Below are 25,083 nucleotides of genomic sequence, written 5' to 3' on the forward strand. Positions count from 1 at the left end.
ATGAACATCGAGCCCTTCAGGGACTTGATCGTCGATCTCTTTGAGGAATTTCAAGAACTCGACTGCCCGGTGGCGCTTGTAGCATTTGCCGATGACAAACCCTGACGCAACGTCAAGTGCTGCAAACAGCGTGGTCGTACCATGCCGCACATAGCTGTGCGTGCGACGTTCCGGCACGCCAGGCATCATCGGCAAGACGGGCTGCTCGCGATCGAGTGCCTGGATCTGGCTTTTCTCCTCGATGCTGAGGACGAGGGCTCGGTTCGGCGGGGACAGGTAAAGCCCGACGATATCGCGCACCTTGTCGACGAACAGCGGATCGCTCGACAGCTTGAATGTCTGGCTCCGGTGCGGCTGCAGGCCGAACGCCATCCACATTCGGCGGATCGTGGTGTGGGAAAAGCCGGTTTCCGCAGCCATTGAGCGGATCGACCAGTGCGTCGCATCGGCCGGCGTGGTGCGCAACGTCGGCTCGATCACAGCAGCAACCTGATCGTCGTTGATAGTGCGAGGGCGGCCAGGGCGGGCTTCATCAAGCAGGCCGTCACAGCGATCCTTCAGAAATCGGCGGCGCCACTTGCCAACGGTGTGTTCATGGATGCCGAGTTCGGCAGCCACGGACTTGCTTGGCAAGCCATCCGCACACCGCAGGATCGCGCGGCACCGCTCAGATAGCGACCGGGCAACACGATGACGACGAACTTGCCTCTCTAAGTACGCTCGCTCCTGCGCACTCAGCACCAACGGCGCCATGGGCCGGCCTCTCGCACCCGCATTCGTCACAAGCGCTCTCCTCTATCGAGAGATTCGAGCTATCATAAAATGTGACGAACTTGCGTTCCAGATGACTAGCATGCTGGTGGCTGACGCCGTTCGACCGGTCGGTATGCGTATGCGAGGAATTTCCACAAATGAGGTAAAGCAGCGGACCGGATCGAGCCTGAGGGAGATGCCAATAGCTGAAGGCATACATCCTTGCAGGACGGGGCCAAAACGATGGATACTCGTTCCCCTGATCTAAACGTCGACACTGAAAGACGAATGTGGGTTGGCGAACCTGGAGCGACGACGTCTTTGAAATGCATAGCGGCCCCTTCTTGCATCGGCAGGAGGCTAACGGCAGAATTCGCTGAAGCCTTCAGGTTCAGAAGAAGTACCTGAACTCCTCTAGCAACGTCCATGGCGGCTGCTTCATGATCTTCGCCGACTACTGCCTCTTTGCAATCTCCGTGCTGGTGCTTCAGGGGGAGCATAAAAATCGATTTCGCCTGCCAGTTCTTGGATGCGGCACGGGGATGACGACCTCATCGTGGGTGCTGGCGAAGTAACCCGCGCTGGTGGCTCACTCACTAATCATCGCGCGAGGCCAGCTAACGGCCGACGAGCGGAACCCTGTTCACCTTCTCTGCCACGATCAAGCGCGTGAGGCGGAAGCCAATCGCATAGCCTGCCGGCTCTCTTTGCCTGCTGCCCTGAATGGCTGAAGGTCCCCGAGTTGCGGTCCATCATGCCGATGAAATTCCCGCCGCGACCACCCCTGACTCGGAAAGTCAACGCGGATTTCGCGCATCACATCAATACTGATGAATATTAGAAGGAGCACTCGCAGTCCGGCACGGCGCCGGCCGGGCGCCTTTGCATCTCTTTTGATCGTGCCTTGAGTAATGCGCTGTGATCAATGCAGCTGGCAAGAATCTCAGCTTTGCATCGCCACTCGTGATTTTGACTCGCGAGGGCGAGCCGTTGACCGTCAGTCGCCAGGATGCGCCGGCAGAAGTCATTCCCGGAGCGTCAAAAGCCAATCGGCGTCGAGAACATCTCATTGGCGATATCGATGGTTTCGATAAGGCGGTTAATCTCCTATAAATTTGGTCTTGCAAACCGGGCCTAGCCCCGAGTTGTTGCCTATGTACGGCGGCAGAAGCGTAAGTCACGACCGCAGAACGCGAGTGGATTCCATCAAAGGTGTTATAGCCCGGATGCCGACAAACATTGATCATCGCGGCGGCAATGGAAGTCGCGAGAGTCCTCGTGTCCGCCCAGCCAGCCGAGATCAGTTAGCGCAGGCTTCGAGGTGCAAGCACTAACGATCTCACCGAGTTGGCCCAATAGCGGCCGATCGCGCGCGCACTGCAGCCTGTTGGGCTAGCTGCGGCTTTTTCCGCGAAGAATTCCTGCGCCAAACCAGGAAACTGGGTCGGATGTATGCCCGCCAGAGGCAGAAGTTGGCCGATTTTCGTTTTCATGACGGTGTTAGTCTTATGCGTAGATAGCGCCCGGCGAACGGCGCGGATCAAAGGGTCAATTCGGTGAGCACACGCAGCAACAGCTTTCTGTCGGATGCCGAGCGCGACGCTGTAATCGAGCTGCGGCACGTCATGCATCGTGAGCCTGAACTCTCGAACGCGGAGTGGAAAACGCAGGAGCGGATCCGGGGCGTCTTGCAGCGCTTTGGCCTTGAGGGTGCTAATACGTTCCACAACACTGGCCTCTATGTCGACATCGAAGGTCGCGCCTCCGGCCCGAAGCGAGCGGTCGCGGTGCGCGGCGACATCGATGCACTGCCGATCCAGGAGGTGCGGGACGATCTGCCCTATCGCTCCCAAATCAACGGTGTCATGCATGCTTGCGGTCACGACATGCACAGCTCGATCGCGCTCGGCACGGCTCTCGCCTTGCATCGGCTGCGGGACAACTTCGCCGGTAAGGTTCGCGTGTTCTTCCAGCCAGCCGAGGAGGCAGAGCCGCTCGGTGGGCGCACGGTTCAAGACGAAAAGCTGCTGGACGGCTTCGACCGGGCCGTCGGCTTCCACGTCAGTCCTGGAATTCCCGCCGGCATGTTCGGCGCACAGGAGGGCGCGGTAACCAAGTCCGCCGATCAATTTAAGCTCACCATCACTGGCAAGATGGCGCATGGCGCCTCGCCTCATAACGGCATCGACGCGATCACTATCGCCGCAGCGTTCGTCAACGAGGTGCAGAAGCTGGTGTCGCGCGAAATGCCGGTAGACGATGGTGCGGTCGTCACGATCGGCACCATCCATGGCGGCGAGGCGACCAACATCATCTGCCCGACTGTCGTCATGGAGGGAACAATCAGGACAGCTAGCTCGGAGCGCAGGGCGTTGCTGTCCCAGCGCGTGCGCGAAGTAGCCGACGGCGTCGCAGCCATGCACCGCGGTCGCGCCGAATGCATCATTCGCACGGGCGAGCCGGCTGTTGTCAACGATGCCGAAATGGTGAAGCGATTCCGGCAGCTCGTTCACGATATGGCCGGCCGCGACGCCTTCTTCAGCGACAGGAGATCGGTAGCAGGGAGCGACGACTTTGGCTTCTACGCGGCATGCGTGCCCTCGATCTATTTCTGGTTCGGTAGCCGCGCTCCCGGCAACGAGTCGTTTGTGCATACGCCGACATTCGGAGCCTCCGATGAACTCATTATCCCGACAACTGTGCTCACCGTTAGATACATTCTCGATCTGCTGAATTCCTGACATCAGTCGGCATGCACGGAGCGCCGAGGCATGCTGCCTTGTGCCTCTGGTGGTCTGCACGTTAGGACCCCGTCGAGTTGATTCGCATGCTGACACACGCTGCGGAGCGCCGCGTCTTTCCATGGCGCATTTTTCCACGCGAACTTGGATTGACATGCATCAGCCATCGCGAAGAGCACCACAGTTTTTTGCGTCGCGAGCAATCGATTGTTTGGTGAGGGCAGGGGGCGAGATTGACGAAGGCCGGCTCAGTCGGGAGCGCATTCCTCCCCGCATGCGCACCATCGGCAAGGCGGAAGAGCCGCTCGAAAATGATCAAGCGTCTCAATTCGCGCATCGCTTTCGTCAAGAAGATCGTTGCGCATTCCGCACGCGAGCAGCGCCGCGGAGGCGCACATTGATATCGAGATGACCGGCTCTTGTGCTTGAAAACTGCAAGACCGCTCAGCTCTAAGTCGCGACGATCAAGGTAGCGGCTCCCCGCGTGGCAACTCAAGGTTATCGATCAGGCTGCGCCGGTGTGTCCGGCGAGGCTCGCCTTGCGCACGATTATGCACCCCGCGCACCATACGTTTGGCCGATGGCGCAGACGAGGTGCACTGCCGCGCGATCGCCAGACTCGAAAATTCGAGAATACGCAACTCTACAGTGAAGAAGAGAGAGCACCCCTGGCGCTCCAAAGAAGAGTTCAGGGGCGCCACTTGGCTGAAGGTATCAAGAGGGGACGAGGAGTTTTCAGGCACGAGGCCCATTAAGGAGCGGCATAGTTTGAATGAGGCTAATCTCCATGCCTGGATGCCGCGAGCATACTGAGGGTTAGGTCGGCGTCTGGCCGTGCTCCAATTCAAGGGTGGGCAGTCGAACCCCACCCGCCGGCTCGACACCCCACGCTGCTCGTACGTGATGCGCTTCCGGCAATCTCTCGCCACTGGCTCATCCTGTTCGAGCGAGAGTTCCGCGTAATCTCGGCGCTCGGTAAACACGGCTACCCGCTCGCGCGAGCCTATGCGCTATGCACCGACGACGACATCGTCGGCGCAGCCTTGAACTTTATATCGATAGAAGAGGGGCGGGTGTTCTGGCGCTGCCAAACCGTCGCCGAAGTCCGGCCAGTGATCTTCGGGAGCAAATCAAGACGCTCGCGAAGATTCACATGTACGATCCCGAAAAGGGCGGTCTCGCCGATTGGGAAACACGGCAATTATTTTGCGCGCCAAGCAATATCGGGCCTCCGAGACGCAATATATCGCGGAACTCGAAATACTGATCGAGTGGCTGCCGCGCACGCTGCCCGAGCAGCAGCGCGTGTCCATCGTGCATGGGGACTATGGCCTCGACAACATGATCTTCCACGCCACAGAGCCGCTAGTGCTGGCGTGCTCGACTGGGAGTTGTCGACGCTCGGTGATCCCATGAGCCATTTCACCGATCTGTTGATGCAGTGGACCATGCCGGGGCTGCAGGGGGCTGATTTTGAGCCGCTCAACATCCCAATGATGGACGAGGCAGCGCAGATCTACTGCAACTGTATCGGCGCTAAATTTTCGAAATTTGAATTGGTATTTTTTCGTACAATCTCTTCCATGTCGCCGGCATCACCGAAAGTTTTGCAGACGGCATCCGCGAGGGCATGGCCAATGCCAAAGCTAAACCCGTCATTCGATCCGCTCGCGTAAGCTTCCTGGGCCTATGCACAGAAGGCGGGGCCGGTGTAGCGCAACCGTCATGGAGGGATGCGCGGCCAATGTGCTGGTCAGTACGGAGGATCGAGTGAGTGTTGATAGCTCTCGACGGACCATTTTCGGATTCCGCTACTGAGCACCTCAGCCCACATTGCATCCGTATCAAGCGGCGGCCAGTGTTAGGGATGTTGCGGATCGCGCAAATATTCTTCGCCGATTCAGTAAAATCAATGACTTATTTGGCCGGAGAAAAGGGCTGCATGGTTCGAGACGGCGCTTTCGTTGACCGCGGTTCGGCTATTTCACTTAATCCAAAGGGGTGGGCGCGACGTTCACCGCATTCTCGTTCGCGGCACGACGCGTACGCTCGAATGCATGAGAGAGTTCAATGAATCCAGCCAATCTCCCCTTCGACGCCGTGCAAGGACTGCGCACGTGGGTGGAATGCGAAAGCCCGACCTCGGACGCAGACGCCTGAACCGCATGCTGGATCTCGCGGCGCGCGAGATGGCCGTCATGGGAGCGAAGATCGAGCGTATTGCGGGCCGCGATAGTTTCGGCGGCGTCATTCGCGCTCGCTTTTCGCATCCCAAACAAGGCGAGCCGGGCATCCTCATCGCCGGCCATATGGATACGGTGCATCCAGTCGGGACGATCGAGAAGCTGAAGTGGCGCGGGGAAGGCAACAACGGCCCCGGCATCTTCGACATGAAGGGGGCAACTATCTCTCGCTCGAAGCAATCAGGCAACTGGGCCGCGCCTCCTTCACCACACCATTGCCGATTACCGTGATGCTCACGCCGAACGAGGAAGTCGGCACGCCATCGACCCGCGAGATCATCGAGGCGGAAGCGAGGCGCAACAAATATGTGCTAGTGCCCGAGCCTGGTCCGGCTGACAACGGCGTCGTCACCGGACGGTATGCGATCGCGCGGTTCAATCTGGAAGCCACAGGGCGGCCGAGCCATGCCGGCGCGACGCTCTCCTCGGGGCGTTCTGCAATTCCGGAAATGGCGCGGCAAGTTCTTGCGAGATGCGATGACGACGGATGATTGCACCTTTTCGGTTGGTATCGTGCAGGGCGACCAGTGGGTCAATTGCGTTGCCACGCCCTGCACGGGCGAGGCGCTCAGCATGGCCAAGCGCCAGGCAGATCTCGACCGCGGTGTCGAGATGATGCTGGCGCTGTCAGGCAAGACCAACGATGTTATCTTCAAGGTGACCCGCGGGGTCACGCGTCCGGTGTGGGAGCCCGACGCTGGCACCATGGCGCTGTATGAGAGCGCGCGCCATTGCAAAGTCCCTTGGCGCCGAACTTCCGCACGTCAGCGCCGGCGGCGGCTCCGACGGAAATTTCACGGGCGCTCTTGGGATCCCAACTCTCGACGGCCTCGGCGTGCGCGGTGCTTACGCGCACCGCTCGACGAGCATATTGACGTCAACAGCCTTGCCGAACGTGGCAGGTTGATGGCGGGACTGTTGGCGACGCTAAAGTGACGCACAGTCACCGCCGCCGAGGGAGTGCCGCGAGTATTCGTGGCACCTCGCTCGATCGCGAGCATGGAAAGCCAACTAGCGAACCTGTTGTAGACCCTTATTGCTCTGGCCTGCGGCGGCCTAGTCCTCCTTCTGACCCAGTGCTTTGTACGCTTTGTATCCTTTTGGAAGAGCCACTACGATTGTACTCGCAGCAATTAGGCATGCCAGCGCCACCGCGACAATGCCGAGCCCGGCACTCTCTCGGGTCAGATCCTTCTTATTTCAACCGGACAATTCGGCCCGCGATATAGTGAGCTTTTGAGAAGACCGGCATGCCTGTGCATCAATCGTTGGTCGTCCAAACGCGGCACGGAGGCGTCGCCCAAAAAGCATTATTCGGGTCCTCGGCACTAGCCGTTGCAGACTTTTTATTGTCTGCCGCACGTGCACATTTCAACGTTGGAATACGAGGACATCCGACGCGGAAAAAAGAGCGCGGACGGATTGTCCGGGTAGAATCTCCGAACCCCGCCCGACATTCTTGCGGATTGCGAGCAACCGGCTTTTACCCGGAAGTTCGATGACCACATGCACATCGGCGCCAAGAGGCGCCACATCGAGCACGACACCCGCCAAGACGTTGTGCTCTGGGCTTGGAGCCGACTCGGGCGCGGTGCCATCCACGAGCTCGATATCTTCCGGCCGCACGCACAAATCGACGCCACCTTCACTGTCCGGGCGGCTCGCTCTCGTGCGGATCTCAAGACCGTCGTCGGCGACGTACGAAGTCAATCCGTCGGTTGATTGGCTACGTTTCGATGCATGGAACCAGTTCGATCTGCCAACAAACTCCGCGACGAATTTGTCGGCAGGCGCCTCGTAAATTTGCGTCGGGGTTCCCCGCTGAGCGATTTTTCCGGCATTCATGACGACTACTTCGTCGCCAAGGGTGAGAGCTTCTTCCTGATCGTGTGTCACTACGATGGTCGTGGCGCCGACAGATCTGAGGATCTCCTTCAACTCGAGCCGCAACTCTAGACGAAGCTTCGCATCGAGCGCTGACAAAGGCTCGTCAAGGAGCAAGATCTGGGGATCGATTGCCAGAGCACGCGCAAGTGCCACACGCTGCTGTTGTCCGCCGCTCAGCTGATGGGGGCGTCGGGCCTCCATGCCGGTAAGTTGCACGAGCGATAGCATTCGCAAAACGCGAGTGGTTATTTCTGAGGTCGGGGTTCCGCGGTGCCGCATGCCATAGGCGACATTCTCGGCCACCGTCATGTGAGGAAAGAGCGCGTAATCCTGGAAGAGGAGTCCGACATTGCGCTCGTAGGGCCGCAGATGGCCGACGTCCTTGCCGGCAATTTCGACGGTCCCTGTGTCAGGCGAGGTAAAGCCCGCAATGATGCGCAACGTCGTCGTCTTGCCGCAGCCGCTTGGCCCCAAAAGAGAGAGTACCTTTCCTCTCTCCATATCGAGGGAGATGCCATCGACAGCGGCGAGTTCCCCGTATTTTTTGGTGATGTCTTTCAGATTGAGTACACTCATCTAGTCATGTCCTATAGACGCCCTGGCCGATTACACGTTCGAGGCCAAGGACGCGGTCCAGCGCGAGCAGAAGAACGACTGTAAGGCCCATCAGGGCGACCGCGGCCGCCGCGATCGTGAGTTCAAAATGCGACCGGATCAGACCGACGAGGGCGACGGGAAAGGTGTACGTGTCGTAGTCGCTCAGGAAAAGGCTGATCGTCACATCGTCCATGGAGAAGGCGAAAGCAAAAATGGCGCCGGCGGCAATGCCGTTCTTGGCGAGTGGTAGAGTGATCGTGAAGAATGCCTGACGCTCGTTCGCGCCAAGACTCGACGCCGCCTCAACGAGTGTTGCGCTTATGCCGGTAAGCCCAACCAACGTCATTCTGATCGTGTAGGGTATCGTGACGATCAGGTGGCCGCAAAGCAGTCTCGGAAAGACCGGCAGCACGTTAAAGACTGATAGGAACATGAGCAGCGCAAAGCCAATGATGACTCCCGGCAGAACGAGCGGCGACAAGAACGCTGTCGTGGTAAGGTCGCGCCACCGCGGAGACATGCGGCTGATCGCCAGTCCGGCTGATGCACCCATTGCAGTCGCCACTACGGTCACAGCGACCGCCAGCTGCACGCTATTCTTGAACCCCGACCACAGATAGCCACTATTCCAGAACTTGACGAACCATTGCGTCGATAGATCCGTCGGGGGGAATGGTCCGATGAACTCGCGCGCATCGAACGCCATGAATGCGGTGACGATGACCGGGAACAGCAGGAACACTACTGTCACCGCGATGATCGCCGTCACGCTCACGGCAAGTATGACATCGGCATTTCTCTTGCTACGCATCCTTTTTCTCACGTCCGATCGAGTAGGGTAAAAAGCCTGGACATGATGAAGATCAACAGCAGGGACAGGGCCATCATGACGATCGATATCGCGGCGCCACTCGGGTAGTTCGTGATCTCGCTAAACCGGCTGTAGATAAGGTTTGAAATAAACATCACACGACCCCGTCCGAGGATCCACGGTATGATGAAGGCGCTTATGCCAAGTGTCATCGAGACTAAGAATGCGGAGACCAGTCCGCGAATGCACAATGGTATCGTCACAGTGAGATGAGAAGAGAGCGCCGAGGCGCCGAGCGATTGAGCCGCTTCGGTTAGCCGCGGATTGAGTTGTTGTACCGCTCCGATCAATATCAGGATCGACATGGGTATCGAATAATGAAGCAATCCAACGACAATGACGCAATTTATGTAGAGCGATCCGTTCATGTTGACTCCAAGAGCGGACATGATCGGTGCAAATATTCCGACGGAGCCAAAGGCCAGCTGAAGCGCATAGACCCGAACGAGCGCGCTCAGGAACGTTAACCCGATGAGGAGGGTCATCGCGGCCTTGCGCATCGTTGAGGATGCATATCTCGCGATGAAATAGGCAATCGGAAAAGCAATTAGGACGGCAATGAGCGATGCGCAGAACGCCAGGAAGTAGGTCTGCGAGAAGTACCGCATATAGACCGGCAGAAAGAGCTCTGCGTAGTTTTCGATCGTGAGAGGAGCGCCCTCTACGGATCCAATTCGGCCAGGCTCGAATGTACGGAAACTCTCATTGAGGACCGTCAACATCGGCAGTCCAAGGAAGAGGACGAATACTGCAACTGCCGGAAGCAGTAGCAGTACTTGGGATTTGACAGCCCTCACTCGCGCTCCAACGATACGCTTTTGTGCAGACTTTACGATTGGCGCGTTCGCCGCCGCTTCTGGCAGATGGGGCAAGACTTGTGATCCGCCAGACTTCATTCGCACTCCAGCCATATACCTATCCGAGATTTTTGGATTCGCATTCTGCAACTAGAGCAGAGGCTGGATTTCCTGCTCCCAACGCTTGTTCCAGGCGTTAACCTGTTTGGAAAGATGTTCCCAGTCCGGGATGTAGACGTGCCGTTCCATCTCCTCGTTGTTAAAGGCCATGTAGTTGACATCCTCGGGCGCCTTCGCCTTAACGTTTGTCGGTATGCCGCTTATGTCCCGGTTGAATTGTTCATTGCTCTCGGGACTAATTGCAAAGTTCGCGAACTTGTAGGCTGCATCAGTGCGCCCGTTTTTGAGCACACACCAACCCTCGTGAAAGACAAACGTTTTGAACCCTGATTGAGCAGGCATCTTGCTCAGGTGCTTTGTCTTGATTTTGAAGTCACGTTTCAGTCTCGCGACGCCTGTGCCGCCACCAAAGGTTATGCAAGTCTCGCCGGAGGTAATCGAGGTCGTGATATCGGTGTCCGCGTTTGCGATACGTCCGATATTTCCGCTGCGCGCCAATTGTTTCAAAAAGTCCCAAGCCGGCTCCATGTTTCGCTCATCGCCGCCTTTATGCAGCGCTAGCGTGACCGCCTGGAGATTGGAGCTCAGCGTCGGTACCGGCCAACAAATTTTGCCTTTGAAGCGGGGATCCAGCAGATCCTCGAGCTTCGTGATCTCGAACGGGACAAGATCTTCGCGATACCACCAAATGAGTGCTGATATGGTGCGGGGAATATTGATGACGTTGCCAGCGCCGTCCTTGACCAGCAGCTTTTGCGGAATGTCTGCGATATTCGGAACCTTCTCGCGCGTAATTGGTTCTGCCCAACCCTCCCGTGCAATCGTCTGCCACGAGAGATCCCATCCGGTGAGCAAATCTATGCCAGGCTTCGGCCAGCCGGCCTTGAATTTTGGGAGAATAGCAACCGCACCGCCGGCATGGAGTTGCCAATTGATCTGAGTATCAGCTTGTCCTCGCCGCAAGCTTCTTTATGCTGTCGAAGTAGTTGCCGCCCCATTCAACCGCAGTGAGTGTCTCAGCGGCACGGGTCTCTCCGACGCCTGCCACCGAGACGCCAGTACCAACAGCGGCGACTGAAGCGGCACTTTTCAGAAATTCGCGACGTGACGTGAACATGCTCCTTGCTCCCGTGGTGACTTTTGTTAATGCACATAGCAATTGTTGTGAGAGAGCACACCAAGCTGCCGGAACGGGATTCTTTGTTGTGGAGCATTGCGTAGCCGGAATTCTGCACCGTCTCGGCAAAATGCAAAGTGTTCTATTATGATTTGAACTTTTGAGAACGCGACGCTCTCGCGCTTGAGCTCCGCGACAGAGCCAATGCCGCGCACATGGGTTATCATCAAGCGGGACGTCGCGGTCAGGGCGTGCGGTGTTGGTTCGCGGTGGCGTCCACGAGTTCCGAACCTCCGTGAGCGGAGAGCCGACGACGGGCGCTTCTGTTGCAAATCGAAGTGGGCAGAGCAAAGAAGATTTCATGCGATCATGCAAAGAGATCACGTTTGTTCTGCGGCGCGCCGGAAGCATTCATGCACAAAATGAACTTTAAGAATGCAGAAAATCATCGTGCCGTTGGGCAAATGCGACGTAAACATGCTTGCGAGACGGGTATTCTGAACTTAGCGTCCAACGCCGGCGTCGAAGTGCGGTAGAGAACGCTATGGACCCGATCGTTGGGATTTCGGACATTGCTTAACCGGTCCGGCGCAGACCGTAAATTCGGGAAGAAGGCAGCCGACTTGCTCAACCTCGAAGCCACTTGAGACGAGAGTATGGACGAGCAAGGTTCTACAAGACTCCTCGAAGGGCTTACTAGTCCGTCGGTGGCCGTCGTTCGTATCGGCTCATTCTGCTCTCCACCGATGAGGTGGGAGGTGATGCCTTTACCTCCATCATGCCCAAGAGCGAGGCGGCGGTCTTCACAACAAGGATGGCCTACGGTCATAGCGGTGGTGGTTTTCGTTGGCAACGTCGTTCGCGGAAATTGCGGAACGCTTCCGCCCGCTGGACGAATCGATGTGCTGGTTTTCAGTTGCACAAGTGGCAGCGTGGCGATGAGTATGAACAGTCTGCTGTCGCAGCTTGCGAAAGCAAGACCCGGCGCCAAGTACGCTTCCCCAGCAGTGGCCGGCATTGCAGCGCTTCAGCGGATGGAAGCAAAGAGAATAGCGCTCCTTACTCCCTACGGGTTCGGCGTCCACTGTTCGTTTCTAACCTTCTTCCGTGAGAACGGATTCGAAGTTACGCCTGACGGTACTTTCGGGACGTCAACTGACGCGGAAATCGGTGAGTTGCGTCACGAAAGCATTGTTAAGGCGGCTAAGGCGGCTAAGGCGCTAATTCACCCGAAATCGCCGGACGCGCACTTTGTTTCCTGCACCGCCACATCTACATCGACAGTTTAGAAAGGGAGATCGGAGTTCCAGTGATCAGCAGCTCTCAGGCAATGGCTTGGGATGCGCTTCGCTTGCTGGTTATCATCGGCCCATTGGTGGGTTTGGGCACTTGTTTGGCCCTAGTGCGCTAATGGGCTCGAAATACCGGGATGCGCTGCCGCCCACCGCAATCGTCGTTTAACCCTAAGTTACATGTCGCATACTGGACGAGACTCAGGATGCAAGCATGCGCATCACCAATCACATCCTCTCAATGCCGCCTATGCTTACGAAGATACTTCCGGAAATGTGCGGCGTTCCAGGAGCCAACGGCGAACACAGACAGCGCAAAGCCGGCTGAAATTGCGGAGATCGTGTCACAACCTTCCAGGCGTCCCGTCATTGCCCTGGTAATTTAACGACTCAATATCCAACAGAAGGAGCTAAAGTCATGTCAATGCCAAAAGGACCACAGGTGTTTCCGCGGACTGAATATCTGCGAAGGCTCTCGGCGGTCAAGGCAGAAATGAAACGGCGCGAGATCGGCGTGCTGATGGTCACAAGTCCCGCCAACATAACCTATCTTTCTGGTTATACCAGCAAATCGGGTTATGTGCCGCAGGGCCTGGTCGTTTCCCTAAAGGAGGAAGAGCCAACCTTCTTTACACGGCATATGGACGGGCCAGCGGCGATGCATCAAATGTTCATCGATAGCGGTCGGGTCATTGGCTATCCGGAAGAGCTTATCGCCAATCCCGACATGGACGGATTTGATGCTGTGATCGATTTCCTGCATGACAAAGGTTTTGCCAGCTCGGGAGTAGGGCTGGAGGCGAAGTTCGTTTCGGCTCAAACAGTCGAAAAATTCAAGACGAGAATGCCGAAAGCCAGGGTGGTTGATTTCGGTGCCGGCATTCACTGGATCCGAGGAATCAAGTCCGACCTCGAAATTGCGCTGATGCGCGAGGCCGCCGCAAATGCCGATGCTGGAATGATGCGCGCGAAGGAAGTGATTCATCCGGGTGCGAGGGAGGCTGATGCGGCCGCAGAGATCATCGCGGCGCTGGTGCGCGGGGTCAATGGCAAGCCGAGCACCGACTTGTCGGGCTTTTATCTGTGTGCCTCTCCCCGTTCGGCCACGGCCCATATCCGCTGGAGCGAGGATGTTTTCCGGCAGGGTTCCCAGATTAATCTCGAGGTTGGCGGTGTGCGTCATGGCTATACCTCTGCCCTGATGCGAACATTCTCAATCGGCAAACCTTCAGACCAGCTGCGTCGAGTCCACGAAGGTGAAGTGGCCGGTTTGGAGGCCGCGCTTGCCGTGGTTAAACCTGGCGCCGTCTGTGGCGATGTCGCCGCGGCTTTCAACGCCACACTGAAAAAGCATGGGTTTGAGAAGAAATCGCGGTGCGGCTATGCAATCGGTATCGACTGGACAGAACCTACGGCGAGCCTCAAGGAGGGTGACCGGACCGTCCTGAAACCGAATATGACCTTTCATCTGATGCTCGGTAACTGGATTGATCAAGATCTCGGCTACGTCATTAGCGAAACATTCCGGGTTACCGACACTGGTGCCGAAACCTTCTCAAAGCTGCCGCGCGAGCTCTTCGAACTTGACCCGATTTAGGCATCCGGAAAATTTGGTAGCCTGCAGGGACACATGCAGGCTATCCACCGGCCGCGGTAGCGCGCCACGCTTCCGCTGCCCCCGACAATGTGCTCGCTGCCAGGCACATTCTCTCCGGCTGATTTCCTGAAAGTGAATGGGTGCCTTCTGCAAGCCCAGCCCATGTCGTCGATCGAAGGCTTCTTAGGGCATGTTTCCCGGAGGTCGAACGGGCATGTTCCCGCAGGAAGGCGACTTCTCTTGCAGGAATTCGCTCTATCCGACGCCAATTGCGCGGTAAACAGTCGCCGATGGGGCGTACAGTGAAATTCACTGAAGGACCCGAGCACATGTTCGTTGCCTTCAGACACGTAGGAAACCTAGCTAGGGGGAAATGGCACGATGAAGGTACTTTGCTTGTGGTACGCAACACAGGACGAGATCAATAGCATAAGAAAAGCAATGCCGACTGGTACAGAGGTTGTAGCACCGGAAGGGGACTATCTTTCTCGCTTTGATTGCGCTTACTCTGATGTGAAGTACCTCGCCCCCGACGCGGACGCTATCATCGCCTTAAGCGTCCCGGAAGGCGCGCTGGAAATTGCAAAGAAACTCAAGGTGTTTTCTTGGCTGCATTCTGGTGTTGATGACCTGCGTCAAATGGGAGCGCTCTCTCTCTTTAAACAACGTGGTGTGAAACTTGCGAACATTCGCGGCGCCAATGCGGTTGCGGTTGCAGAGCAGGCGATGATGTTCGTGCTTGCCCTTGCGAAGAAAACGCTGCTCAAGCATCAGGCGCTGCTGGAACGACAAAAGCCTTTTCCAGTGTATGCGGATGAGTATCGATCGGGCATGTTGCATGGTCGTACGATCGGGATCATCGGCCTTGGACAAATCGGTGGTCGCATTGCTAAGCATGCAAAGGGGTTCGACATGCATGTTCTCGGGGTTCGCCGAGACAAGGGCAAGCCATTAGAATACGTAGACGCGGTCCATGGAGTCGACGAGCTACGTTCAGTGCTGGCGAAATGTGACTATGTAGTCGTAGCGACTCCCAACACAGTGGAGACCAACCAGTTGATCGGCAAGGCCGAAATTGCGGCCATGAAATCGTCTGCCTTTCTGGTCAACATTTCGCGCGGAAGTGTGATCCAAGAGAAACCTCTTTATGAGGCACTTACGTCGGGTCGTTTGCGTGGCTACGCAGCAGACGTCTGGTGGACCTATGGATTTGGGAGGGCCTTTCCAGCCGGTTCGGGTTCACGCATGGCGGTTCACAAGCTTCCGAATGTGATTGGTTCCGATGATCAAGCTGCAAATGCCGATGATGTTCTGCAACGAAACATTCAGTGGGGCACTCAGAACTTGCTGGAGTTTGCAACGGGAAAGCCACTCACGCGGGAAGTTAGTCTGGATTTGGGTTACTAGACTAGATTTGCAACGCAGTGGCCGAGTTGCTTTGTTCAGGGGTTGCAGACTTATGCAAGCCCTGAACGGTCCCTAGATGATTACCTCCTTAACCGGTCAGCCAGCCCAGGAAGCCCATTCGGCCAGTTTAACGCCGAACGACCTTTGCGGTCGACGCTGTTGCCCCTATGACCAGCCTCGATCCCTTCTCGGGGCTGCGAAGCCAGTTCGCGTCGCGCGCGCTTCGAAAGTTCCCATTGATTGGCTTGACTGACAGTGTTGCCGATTGGCTTTCCCGATTGTGAGAAGTCGAGCCTCAACATTTGCATCAATGCCCAAAACGCCAGTACTCGCTCGAAGCTCGTGGCCATACCGATGTGGAACTAGCCACTCAAGAGCGACTGCCGTCGAAGTTTGTAGCTTTTGGGGTTTCTCGTGAGCCACAGTCGCCTTCGCTGGGTTGTGGATTTCTTCGTCACTATCCTGCTGGTGGTAGTCCTCGATCCTGCTGGTGGTAGTCCTCGCCGCTATCGGAGCGGCGGTAGGCAGCGGCGATAGGAAAGTGAGCAACGACACGGCCCCTCGCGTGCACATCCGTCGTTGATCGGCGTGCAAGGGGCGGCATGCCCGCTTCAGCGAGGATTTAGTGTGCAACATCACTTAAGTTAACCAAGTTCTTGCGCATTGTGACGTTACATTCGGTCGTTAGTGTCCGTTTTCATTGGCGGTTTCCCGGGCCATGGTCAGATGAGGCCGCAGCAGTTGGAGATCACGCACCTCAAGCGCGAACTGGCCAAGCTAAAGCCCGAGCGGGATATCCAAAGAAGCGCTTCCTACTTCGCGAAGCAGTCGACATGAAGTTCATGTTGCGAAGCATCGGGGGATCTAGCCCGCGGGTGGTTGTGCGAGTCGGTCGGTGTCCTCGCGAGGCGGGCTTATGCGTGGAAGGCTACGCAGTCATCGTGTCCGGAATAATGAGGATCTCGGGGTGAAGGTCCATGCGCGAAGGCCTCTCCCCTAGTTCGAGAAGGCCTCTCCCCTAGTTCGATACTGGCGGATACGCGCACGTCATAGCCGAAGACCTATCCGTCAACAGCCTCGGACGGAGGATAGGAGTGAGCTCTCGACGTTCGCTCGCGACGCATCCTTTTGCCGTGATCAGCTGTTCGGCCCGTGCCCGCGGACGTTGGCTGACCTCGCATTCGTCCGCTTGCGTATCCAGGGCATCCGTTAAGGTGTCTGCGAATGAGTGCGATGTTCGATTTATAAAACACCAACATCGCTTTCAATGAGTTACGGACTTCAAGAAAACGTCTTTTCAACGATGGCGTCGAAGATAAACTTTCACCTGTGCGGACCTCATCAAAATTCTCAAGCAATGAAAAGGGGAATACATGGACACCAGTGCGCCGACCGCTTGGCATCTGCCAATTGCGCATACCCATCATGTTTCAGCCAGCGCAGGCGTTCTGAGCTTTGTCGGCGGCGCCGGTGACTTCGACGCAACGGGACGGATTTGCAATCCGGGCGACCTCGACCGGCAGATCGCGGGTGCGATGGCGAACTTGGCGGAGGCGCTTGCCCCCGAAGCTTGCACGCTCGACGATGTTGTGCGGCTCAAGGCGCATTACACCGCCGACTGCGACGACTGGGAAGTAATCGCGGCGCTCGCCCGTTTCTTCAAGGTGGATCCCATGCCCGCAATCAGCACGATGCCGGAGCCTATGCAACCTTTCTCCGGCCAGACAATCCAAATTCAGGCCATTGCGCAACGCGGCTGGCGTACGCATTCCGATATGCGAGTGGCACCGCGCCCAGTGCCGCCGCGGAGACAGTCGCTCTTCGGCGGGCGGGTTGTTACGGGGGGATTGCGCGCAGGCGAGTTCATCGCCGTAGCCAATCGCACGGCCGAGGACGCCGAAGACCTCGTGAACCATCCCGACGACGGCGTGGCTCAGAGCCACTTCATTATGGAGAGACACACGGAGACGCTGGCAGCGCTCGGCGCCTCCCTCCAGGACAGCGTCAAGCTGGAGGGCTACTACTTCGGCAACACGCGCGAACAATGGGCGCCTCTCTCCAAGGCGCGGGCGAGCCACTTTCGGGAGCCGGGACCGGTCGCAACAGTCGTTCCCTGCCATCGCCTCACTCCAAAGGAAGCGCTGACCAAGGTTGAGGTCATGGCGATGCGCGAGCTGCGGAACGGATACGACAAGTACATCCCGCGTGAGGACCATTGGCCCGCCCGCGTATGGGACTGGACTTACGCTACACCGTACCGTCAAGCCATCCGGCTGCGCGATATGGTGTGGCTCGGCGGCCAGGTGCCTGCACAACCCTACAGCAACAAGGGACGCTCAGTCATGGAGGGTCAGCTCCTGCCGCAGACCCGCTTCACCATGAGCTATATCGAGGATCTCCTGCGCCCTTTCGGCCGCGCGCCCGCGGACCTGAAGCTCATGGTTTGCTACTTCACGTCGACTGGTACAGAGGCCGAGACGATCGCTTTTGCCAAGACTCTCGCCGATTGCGTGGGTGGCGCGCTTCCACCCATGACGCTTGTGCCGAAGCCAATGATGCACAGCCCGAACACCACCGTGGAGATATGGGGCGTGGCGCAAGGCTGAGCGCTTCGCTGCCGGAAGAAGTAAACGTCGCGGCGCCCGGGCGAGCAAGCCCGAGCAGAAGCCGTTACCAAGAGTATTTTGAGATCTCGTTACTCAATGGCGTCGTTTGTGGCGGCTCTAGATGTGAGCTGGAAAAAGCTGGGTCTCGACCGGGCGAGGTTCATGGAGAGTGATCAGCATGACTGCGCCGTACCGGCGGGTTTTTTTGCCACTGTCCTCGCCTATGACAAGGATAAGCTGCCGAACGGGCCGAAAACCCTCGCGGACCTATTCGACACGCAGAAATTCCCCGGCAAGCGCGGACTGTATAGAAGTCCCGTGGTCAGTCTCGAATGGGCGCTGATCGCTGACGCCATCAAGGACAGGGACGCCCGCCGGTGTTGAGCGCGCCGTCAAGAAGTTGGAGACAATCAAGAAGGACGTCATTTGGTGGCAGACCGGGGCCCAGGCGCCGCAGCTCCTTGCCGACGGTCAGGTTGTGATGACCACGGCCTGGAACGGCCGGATCTATGATCGATTAAGAACTCCGGCAAGAATTTCCAGATCGTGTGGGATTACAAGGCGCTGGGGATTGATGTATGGGTTATTCCCAAGGGTACTCCACGCACAGACGACACCTACAAGTTGATTGCCTTCGCCGCCTCCGCAGCAGTCCAGGCCGACCAGACCCGCTACATCTCCTACGGGCCAGCCAACAAGGACGCCGTCGCGCATGTCGATCCGGCGATCCTGCTTCACCTGCCGACCGCCCCGGATAACATGCGAATTGCACTGCTGCTTGACGCTCACTTCTGGAGCGACAAGGGCGACGACCAGCGCCAGCGCTTCACCGCGTAGCTCGCGAAGTAACGCCAAAAAAAGCACATAGGACCAAGAAAGCAACTGTGAGGAGGACTTCCGTTCTCCTCACCGTCTCTAACGGACCAATTCAGAGAAGATTCGGTAAAGAGATGGCTGACCAAATCGCCGCGCAGCGCCATGGCGTGACGCAGCGGATCAGGCTGAAGCGAGCCGAGTGCCCGCGGAAGCTGAAGGCTTTCGTCCTTGTCGCCAGCCGGCTTTCCTGTTCGCCTTCGTCCTGCCGATCGGTCGCATGATGTTCGACGCTATCCATGACGATTGGCTGCTCCCGCTGATTCTGGGACGACAAGGACCTGCCCGACGAATCATTCCGTCGGTCACGAGCTTTGAGGCGCTCTATGCCTTCGACGAGTTGGGACCGCACATCTTTCATAGTGATGGGCGTGTCTACATGAGAGCAACTCGGGAACAATGAACCGCACACATATTTCTAGATTTGCTGCAGGCCTCTTCAGGATGACAGGTCGGCTGTTGGAAATTCGGTTCCCGGTCGACTCGGAGACGTAGTGATTTTCCATAAAGCGCGACATTCGGGGAAATCGCGGAATTTCTGCACGATTGCTCCCATAATAGTTAAGACGCAATAGTTAAGACGCACGAATACCGCATGGGTCTTACGCTCCGTCAGACCGACGCCGGCGCTGGCATGGCCGCTAACCGATGCCGACTATCTCTCGCCCGCGCGGAGCGTCGCCCGCGATGGTGGCCCCATCGATCTCTCGCGAAACGAACTATCGATATAGAGCACAGTTCGATCAAGTACATAGATCGGGGTAGTGAGGACGAGAATGCGCTCCAACGGAATCGGTGTGCCCTGGACGCAGTTCGAATCAAAACTCGGGTGCTGACAGGGGGCGGCGTTCGGACCCAAGCTGTGTCCTTGTTCAACGAAAACCAAGCTGCGCCAATCATCATAGCCCCAACGGCCTTCGCCGGCCTCGTGAGGTTTCGAGGAGAGATCGAGTTGGCTAGAGCCGCCGCCTCACGCGGCGTACCATTCTGTGCTGCGGCGGAAGCAATAACCGCTGTCGAGGAAATCGCGGCAGCAGCAGTGCACCGATCTGGTTTCAAGCTGGGACAGACAAGAGCTCTGGCGGGACCTAATTGAACGAGCGTGGAACAGCGGTGTACGAACCTTGGTGGTGACGGTCGATACGCTTATATCCGCCAATCGGGAGTTCAACTCCGCAACGGCTTCGGCATGCCTTTCAGATACTCCGTGCGGAACGTGTGCGATGTTGCACTGCATCCGCGCTGGGCAATCGGCGTCTTTGTACGCTATCTTGCGACAGGCAAGGTCCCAGCGTTCACGAATTATCCGGCTGATGATCGCGGCAGCATATTGGGAAAGGGGGCGGCCCTTCCCGTGCGCCATGAGTCGGATCTCGGCTGGGACGACATCCGTCGGCTGCGCGATCTCTGGCAGGGCAACCTCATCTTAAAGGGCATTCTTCGGACCGAAGATGCAATTCTCGCGGCAAAGGTGGACGCCGACGGCATCGTCGTCTCAAGTAACCTGGACAGCGCCGTGGCGCCGATCGAGGTTTTGGCGGAGATCGTCGACGCGGCCGGCAAGCAGATAACCGTAATTGCGGACAGCGGCGTGCGGCGAGGCAGCCATATTCTGAAGCTCCTTGCTGTCTGGGCCAAGCCGTCATGATTGGCCGAAGTCCGTTGTATGGCACAGCCGTCGGCGGAATGTCTGGCGCTAAGCAAATGATCGGAATCTTGAGGCGCGAACTCGACATTGCAATGGCGCTGAGTGGTTGCAAGGACATTACTGAATTGGACAGGAGTCTGCTCGAGATGCCAGATCGCAACGGTTGATGCCGGCCGGAGATGCTCAATCAGAGGTGCATCGGTCGTGCGCGGCACTGGCAATGTTGTCCTCGCTGGCTCTCGCCAAAAGCCTGTTTGCGCTGAGCTGAAAATTCGGAGTTGCGCGCAGGCCGCCACTCTCTCCGGCCTATGACATTATGAGTGGGAAGGCCATCGAAAGAGATTATCTTCCCACCGGCGGCCCGCATGTTCTCGAGGGCTTGTGCCGCGGAACGCACGGCTGACCGGTCCTCAACAGTCGACCTACTGCCGTGCGAGGGCTATCCGCCGGCTACACGCGATCAGAGCGCCGAGCTACTTTGGGTACGCGTCCTCCAGGCACTGGCCGTTGAGCATCTCATCCAGGAAAAGACAAGGCTGGCTGCGCTCGACATCGCGAAACAGAGGGAGATCCGGCTCGCGGCTAGAGCAGGTTAGGCTAGGACATGATAGGCGGAGCGCGCTTGCTTGGGCCGCCGTTCTGATCAAGGGACAAACTCTTTTCCTGTGGCGCGCTGGTTTTTCACCATCTCGCCCGAAGTTGATGCATATCAGGAGCCTAAAATGGAACATTTCGCGGGATTTCCGCACTTTCGGGGCTCTTTTGCGGCTATCGATCATTGCGTACGCCTAAGATGTCGCCCGTAGGCACAATGGGCAGCATCGTCATGATCTTGCTTTCCGACCTCAAACGTCGCGTCGACAATGGCGAACCGACTTCGGAAGCTGCACTCTCTCAGGCGGTCTCGGAAATCGAAGCGCACAGGAAAACTGTTGGAGCCTTGGTTTGTCGCATGAGCAGCCCACGCGCCTCGAAGGAGGGGTGCACTCCGCGAGTGTGCAATGCCGATCAAGGCATCGATCGGTCGGAGCTTCCTACGGAAATGGGCTCGCCGATCTATAGGGACTGGCAACTGCACGCAAACGCATCGAGACCACTGTGCTTGTCGCAGCCGTCCTCTCGGGCACCCTCATCCAAGGCGATCAGACGGCAGCCGCTAATTTTCAATCGGGCCGCCACAAGAGACTTGGCTCGAACATAGCCTCCGAGGAGTGAACGAGCATGGAGCTTCTCAATCAGATCCGCGCTGTTGTGGGCGACGCCGGACTCATAACCGGCGAGGAGGTGGCGATCCGCCCTGGCGACTGGCGGGGCCGCACTTCCTGTTCCGCCTGGGCGGTGGTTCGTCCGCGCACAACCGCCGAATTCTCCGAGGTGATGAAGCTGTGCTACGCGGCGCGACAACCTGTGGTGCCCGCGGGTGGTCTTACGGGCCTTGTTCGCGGTCACGCCGTCGACGCAAACGAGCTGCAGCTCTCGTTTGAGCGAATGCGCAATATCCAGTCGATCGATCCGGTGGGCCGCACGATGATCGTGGAGGCTGGCGTCCCCCTTCAGGCCGTGCAGGAGGCCGCAGCCGAACACGGGCTGCTTTACGGCGTGGACCTAAGCGCGCGCGGGTCATGTACGATCGGTGGCAATATCTCGACCAATGCTGGCGGGAACACTGTGATCCGATACGGAATGACCCGGGAGAACGTTCTTGGACTCGAGGCGGTCTTAGCCGATGGCACCGTTGTGTCCTCGATGAGCTCGCTTCTCAAGAACAATACGGGATACGATCTCAAGCAACTATTCATCGGCAGCGAAGGTACACTGGGATTAGTCACACGCGCGGTTTTGCGGCTTCATCCCGCACCAATCAGCGAAGCGACTGCCATTGTCGCGTTCGATAGCTTCGAAAAGCTTACGCAATTCCTTTTGCTTGCTGGGAGTCGTCTTGGCGGCATGATTCGTTCGTTTGAAGTTATGTGGAATAACTTTTATGAGATCATCGGAGTCAGAAGTGGACGTCACCGACCACCCCTCGCTGCCGGTCACGAGGTTTACGTGATCGTGGAAGTGGCCGGAACTGACATCGAACGCGACGAGGCCATATTCCAGGACGTTCTCACTGTTGCATTGGAGAAGGGCATCGCTGCAGATGCAGTCGTCGCCGCTTCCAAATCGCAGCGCGATGCCATTTGGGCGATTCGTGAAGATGTCGAGGGCGAAATAATAATGATGGATCCCGCAACCGACTTCGACGTCAGCCTGCCGATCGTGCAGATGCAGGAGTATGTTCGGGAGCTTCAGAATTCGCTTCGCACCGAGTTTGGAGAGGACGCGCTTATGACTGTGTATGGTCATGTCGGCGACAACAACCTCCATCTGCTCGTCAGCCCGCGGCCCTGGAGCGACGAGGCTAAGCGTCGCGTCCAGGAGATGGTCTACCGTCCGCTAGCGGTGTTGGGCGGATCTGTTTCGGCGGAGCATGGGATCGGACTCAGCAAGCGTGAATGGCTTCCACTCTCAAGGGGCGCAGAGGAGCTTGCGCTCATGCGTCGCATCAAAGCCGCGCTCGATCCGCACAATCTGCTCAATCGAGGCAAGATCCTAGCCCGATGATCCGCCGAGGTAGCTTGGCACTCGCTTGGCCTGCCGTTCGAGAGCAAGCTTTTGATCGGGCGTGGGGCTGATCGGTTGTTGGGTATGCACCGCTTTTTTCTTTTGAATGCCCCGTCGGGGCGACGATGCTCGGTTGCGAGAATTTCGCAGTACTCAAGGAGACCAACGCGATGGCGTCGCGAGATACAACCGTCAAGGCGAAGTGCGGCGAAATATTCTCGCTTGCAGCAAAATGCACCGCGATCCTTAGGGCATGCTCGCTGGCTACCACGCGCACGGTCGGTGGCCGACTTGAGTTCGCCCAAAGAGCAGGCCCGTGCGAATCTGGAGACCATGTGGCGGATGCCTTAGCGAGACCGGTAGGCGGGACTCTCTCAGCAATTTGAGCCGCCCGCTGCGCTCTTAACCAGTCAAATTTGCCGCTCGCCGCTTTTCAGCACGTTGTGCGAACATGATGCGGCAATGCTGTACGTTCACCCCCAAAATCGCATGAAAACAAACAGAAATATAGGTTAACCTCGCGCCAAGATTAAGTGGCCGGTACGGCCTCGGAAGTTCTCAGCGGTTCCGCAGGCGGCGGTCTGCACCCGTGCCCAGTCACAATGACAGAGGTATCATTTCCTTTGAGGTCTCCAATCTAGCTCAGAAAGGAGAAAGGGCATGATTTCGGATTGCTTGGTTGAGGCTTACAAACGCGACGGGGTGATCGTGGTCCCCGAGGTGCTCGACCAGAACACGCTTCACAGGGTGCGGACAGCGTTGGCCGAGCTCATTGCGGGTGCGGCCAAAGTGACAGAGCACACTGATGTTTACGACCTTGAACCGGGGCACACCCCGGCCAACCCGCGTGTCCGCCGCATCAAGGATCCGCACAACGTGCACCCGATCTTCGACGAGATCGTCCGCAGCCCGGCCGTGATCGAGATTCTTACCAAGCTGATCGGCCCGGGCCTGCGCCTGCATGGCTCCAAGCTCAACATGAAGAGCGCGCAATATGGTTCGCCGGTCGAATGGCATCAGGACTGGGCGTTCTATCCCCATACTAATGACGACTTGCTGGCGATCGGCGTGCTGCTGGATGACTGCGATCTGGATAACGGTCCGTTGCTGGTAACGCCGCGTTCACATATGGGTAAGGAAGTTTGGAACCATCACGGCGATGACGGTTGTTTCGCGGGATTGATCGATCCGAACCTGATTCAGGACGAGATCAAGCGTGCGGTGCCCTGCGTTGGAAAAGCCGGCAGCATGTCATTTCACCATGTCCGAGCCCTGCATGGCTCCGCGACCAACACCTCGAACAAGCCGCGCAACCTCCTGCTCTACGAGGTTGCGGCGAGCGACGCCTGGCCACTGATGGGCGTCAAGGATTTTGCCTCGTTCGACCGCCGCTTGCTCGCGGGACCATCAGTAATTACGCCGCGGCTCAGCGAGGTGCCGGTGCGAATGCCACTTCCGCCGGCGAAGCGGCAGGGCTCGATCTACGAGAACCAGTCGGGGGCGAAGAAGTCCTACTTCACGCGCGTCGCGTGACACGGAGGGCGATGCCCACGGGCAACACCGCGGGTTTCACAGCGTTTAAGACAGCACCAGCCGGGGAAACGAATGACTAGTGGATCAAATCTGACGTTTGAATCCCGGAAGGGATTCCGTTGACGCCGATTGCATGCGATTCTTGCGCATGCGCACCGGTATTTCCATCATCGTTACACCGCCCGATCGCCTCCGGCCGGCTGGAGGCGCTGGTGCGGGATCGCAACGCGCCGCAGAAGCAGGTCTGGCGGGCCGAGATTGTCTTGTTGAGCGTGGACGGGTTCGGCATGCAGCGGACCGGCAAGTCCAAGACCTGCGTCTGGCGCTGGCAGGAACGTTTCATGCAGGAGGGGTTTCGAGGGCCTGCTGCGCGACAAGACACGTCCCTCGCGCA

General features: G+C 57.8%; 16 protein-coding genes and 5 pseudogenes. 15 read left to right on the forward strand and 6 right to left on the reverse strand.

From position 1 onward, the window contains the following. A partial coding sequence (locus tag J6524_RS36245) for an IS630 family transposase (protein WP_225678650.1) occupies positions 1-783 on the reverse strand: 783 nt, incomplete at its 3' end. A gap of 410 nt (positions 784-1,193) precedes the next feature. Between J6524_RS36245 and J6524_RS37530 the strand changes: the two genes are divergently transcribed. The 4 genes and pseudogenes from J6524_RS37530 to J6524_RS36265 all read left to right on the forward strand — a co-directional run bounded on the left by J6524_RS37530 (position 1,194) and on the right by J6524_RS36265 (position 6,673). Next, on the forward strand, positions 1,194-1,328 hold the full coding sequence (locus J6524_RS37530; protein ID WP_283843381.1) for a hypothetical protein: 135 nt from the start codon (positions 1,194-1,196) through the stop codon (positions 1,326-1,328). Positions 1,329-2,309: 981 nt separating this feature from the next. Continuing rightward, positions 2,310-3,494, forward strand: coding sequence for a M20 metallopeptidase family protein (locus J6524_RS36250; protein ID WP_225678651.1), 1,185 nt, complete (start codon positions 2,310-2,312; stop codon positions 3,492-3,494). Positions 3,495-4,199: 705 nt separating this feature from the next. Beyond that, positions 4,200-5,209, forward strand: a pseudogene (locus J6524_RS36260) (phosphotransferase family protein). A gap of 355 nt (positions 5,210-5,564) precedes the next feature. Beyond that, positions 5,565-6,673, forward strand: a pseudogene (locus J6524_RS36265) (M20/M25/M40 family metallo-hydrolase). Between the two features lie 435 nt (positions 6,674-7,108). Here J6524_RS36265 and J6524_RS36270 read toward each other — a convergent pair. From J6524_RS36270 to J6524_RS36285, 4 genes are read right to left on the reverse strand one after another with little or no spacing between them, the layout of a single operon-like run. Then, complete coding sequence (locus tag J6524_RS36270) at positions 7,109-8,200, reverse strand: ABC transporter ATP-binding protein (RefSeq protein WP_225678652.1); 1,092 nt, start codon at positions 8,198-8,200, stop codon at positions 7,109-7,111. A gap of 4 nt (positions 8,201-8,204) precedes the next feature. Next, positions 8,205-9,032 carry an ABC transporter permease gene (locus tag J6524_RS36275; protein WP_225678653.1) on the reverse strand — a complete coding sequence of 276 codons (828 nt, stop codon included), beginning with the start codon at positions 9,030-9,032 and terminating at the stop codon, positions 8,205-8,207. Positions 9,033-9,040: 8 nt separating this feature from the next. Further along, positions 9,041-9,988 (reverse strand): ABC transporter permease, encoded by a 948-nt coding sequence (locus J6524_RS36280; RefSeq protein WP_225678654.1) that lies wholly within the window; start codon positions 9,986-9,988, stop codon positions 9,041-9,043. A gap of 51 nt (positions 9,989-10,039) precedes the next feature. Then, on the reverse strand, positions 10,040-10,972 hold the full coding sequence (locus tag J6524_RS36285) for an ABC transporter substrate-binding protein (RefSeq protein WP_225678655.1): 933 nt from the start codon (positions 10,970-10,972) through the stop codon (positions 10,040-10,042). A 1,098-nt stretch (positions 10,973-12,070) separates the two neighbouring features. Here J6524_RS36285 and J6524_RS36290 point away from each other — a divergent pair. The 7 genes and pseudogenes from J6524_RS36290 (at position 12,071) to J6524_RS37540 (ending at position 18,865) form a co-directional block, all read left to right on the forward strand. Continuing rightward, on the forward strand, positions 12,071-12,415 hold the full coding sequence (locus J6524_RS36290; RefSeq protein WP_225678656.1) for an aspartate racemase/maleate isomerase family protein: 345 nt from the start codon (positions 12,071-12,073) through the stop codon (positions 12,413-12,415). A gap of 421 nt (positions 12,416-12,836) precedes the next feature. Further along, positions 12,837-14,015: a M24 family metallopeptidase gene (locus J6524_RS36295; protein WP_225678657.1), complete on the forward strand. Its 1,179-nt coding sequence runs from the start codon at positions 12,837-12,839 to the stop codon at positions 14,013-14,015. Between the two features lie 381 nt (positions 14,016-14,396). After that, positions 14,397-15,422 carry an NAD(P)-dependent oxidoreductase gene (locus tag J6524_RS36300; RefSeq protein ID WP_225678658.1) on the forward strand — a complete coding sequence of 342 codons (1,026 nt, stop codon included), beginning with the start codon at positions 14,397-14,399 and terminating at the stop codon, positions 15,420-15,422. A 1,373-nt stretch (positions 15,423-16,795) separates the two neighbouring features. Continuing rightward, positions 16,796-18,028, forward strand: a complete 1,233-nt coding sequence (locus tag J6524_RS36310) for a RidA family protein (RefSeq protein ID WP_225678659.1) — start codon at positions 16,796-16,798, stop codon at positions 18,026-18,028. Between the two features lie 162 nt (positions 18,029-18,190). Continuing rightward, positions 18,191-18,412, forward strand: coding sequence for an extracellular solute-binding protein (locus J6524_RS37535; RefSeq protein ID WP_283843382.1), 222 nt, complete (start codon positions 18,191-18,193; stop codon positions 18,410-18,412). Between the two features lie 16 nt (positions 18,413-18,428). Further along, a pseudogene (locus tag J6524_RS38140) lies at positions 18,429-18,482 on the forward strand (hypothetical protein); the annotation flags it as partial. A 62-nt stretch (positions 18,483-18,544) separates the two neighbouring features. Continuing rightward, positions 18,545-18,865: an extracellular solute-binding protein gene (locus tag J6524_RS37540; protein ID WP_312002540.1), complete on the forward strand. Its 321-nt coding sequence runs from the start codon at positions 18,545-18,547 to the stop codon at positions 18,863-18,865. A gap of 91 nt (positions 18,866-18,956) precedes the next feature. Here the strand turns inward: J6524_RS37540 and J6524_RS36320 are convergent, their stop codons facing one another. Beyond that, the gene (locus J6524_RS36320) at positions 18,957-19,142 is read right to left on the reverse strand and encodes a hypothetical protein (RefSeq protein ID WP_225678660.1); all 186 of its coding nucleotides are present in this window, start codon (positions 19,140-19,142) and stop codon (positions 18,957-18,959) included. Between the two features lie 393 nt (positions 19,143-19,535). Here J6524_RS36320 and J6524_RS38145 point away from each other — a divergent pair. The 4 genes and pseudogenes from J6524_RS38145 to J6524_RS36340 all read left to right on the forward strand — a co-directional run. Further along, positions 19,536-20,716: pseudogene (locus J6524_RS38145) on the forward strand (alpha-hydroxy acid oxidase). 1,054 nt (positions 20,717-21,770) lie between these two features. Beyond that, a complete protein-coding gene (locus J6524_RS36330; protein ID WP_225678661.1) occupies positions 21,771-23,156 on the forward strand; it encodes an FAD-binding oxidoreductase in 1,386 nt (461 codons plus the stop codon). A gap of 660 nt (positions 23,157-23,816) precedes the next feature. Next, positions 23,817-24,689, forward strand: a complete 873-nt coding sequence (locus J6524_RS36335) for a phytanoyl-CoA dioxygenase family protein (protein WP_225678662.1) — start codon at positions 23,817-23,819, stop codon at positions 24,687-24,689. Positions 24,690-24,837: 148 nt separating this feature from the next. Continuing rightward, positions 24,838-25,083 (forward strand): annotated as a pseudogene (locus J6524_RS36340) (IS630 family transposase); the annotation flags it as partial.

This window comes from Bradyrhizobium hereditatis (genome assembly GCF_020329435.1).
GTDB lineage: Bacteria > Pseudomonadota > Alphaproteobacteria > Rhizobiales > Xanthobacteraceae > Bradyrhizobium > Bradyrhizobium hereditatis.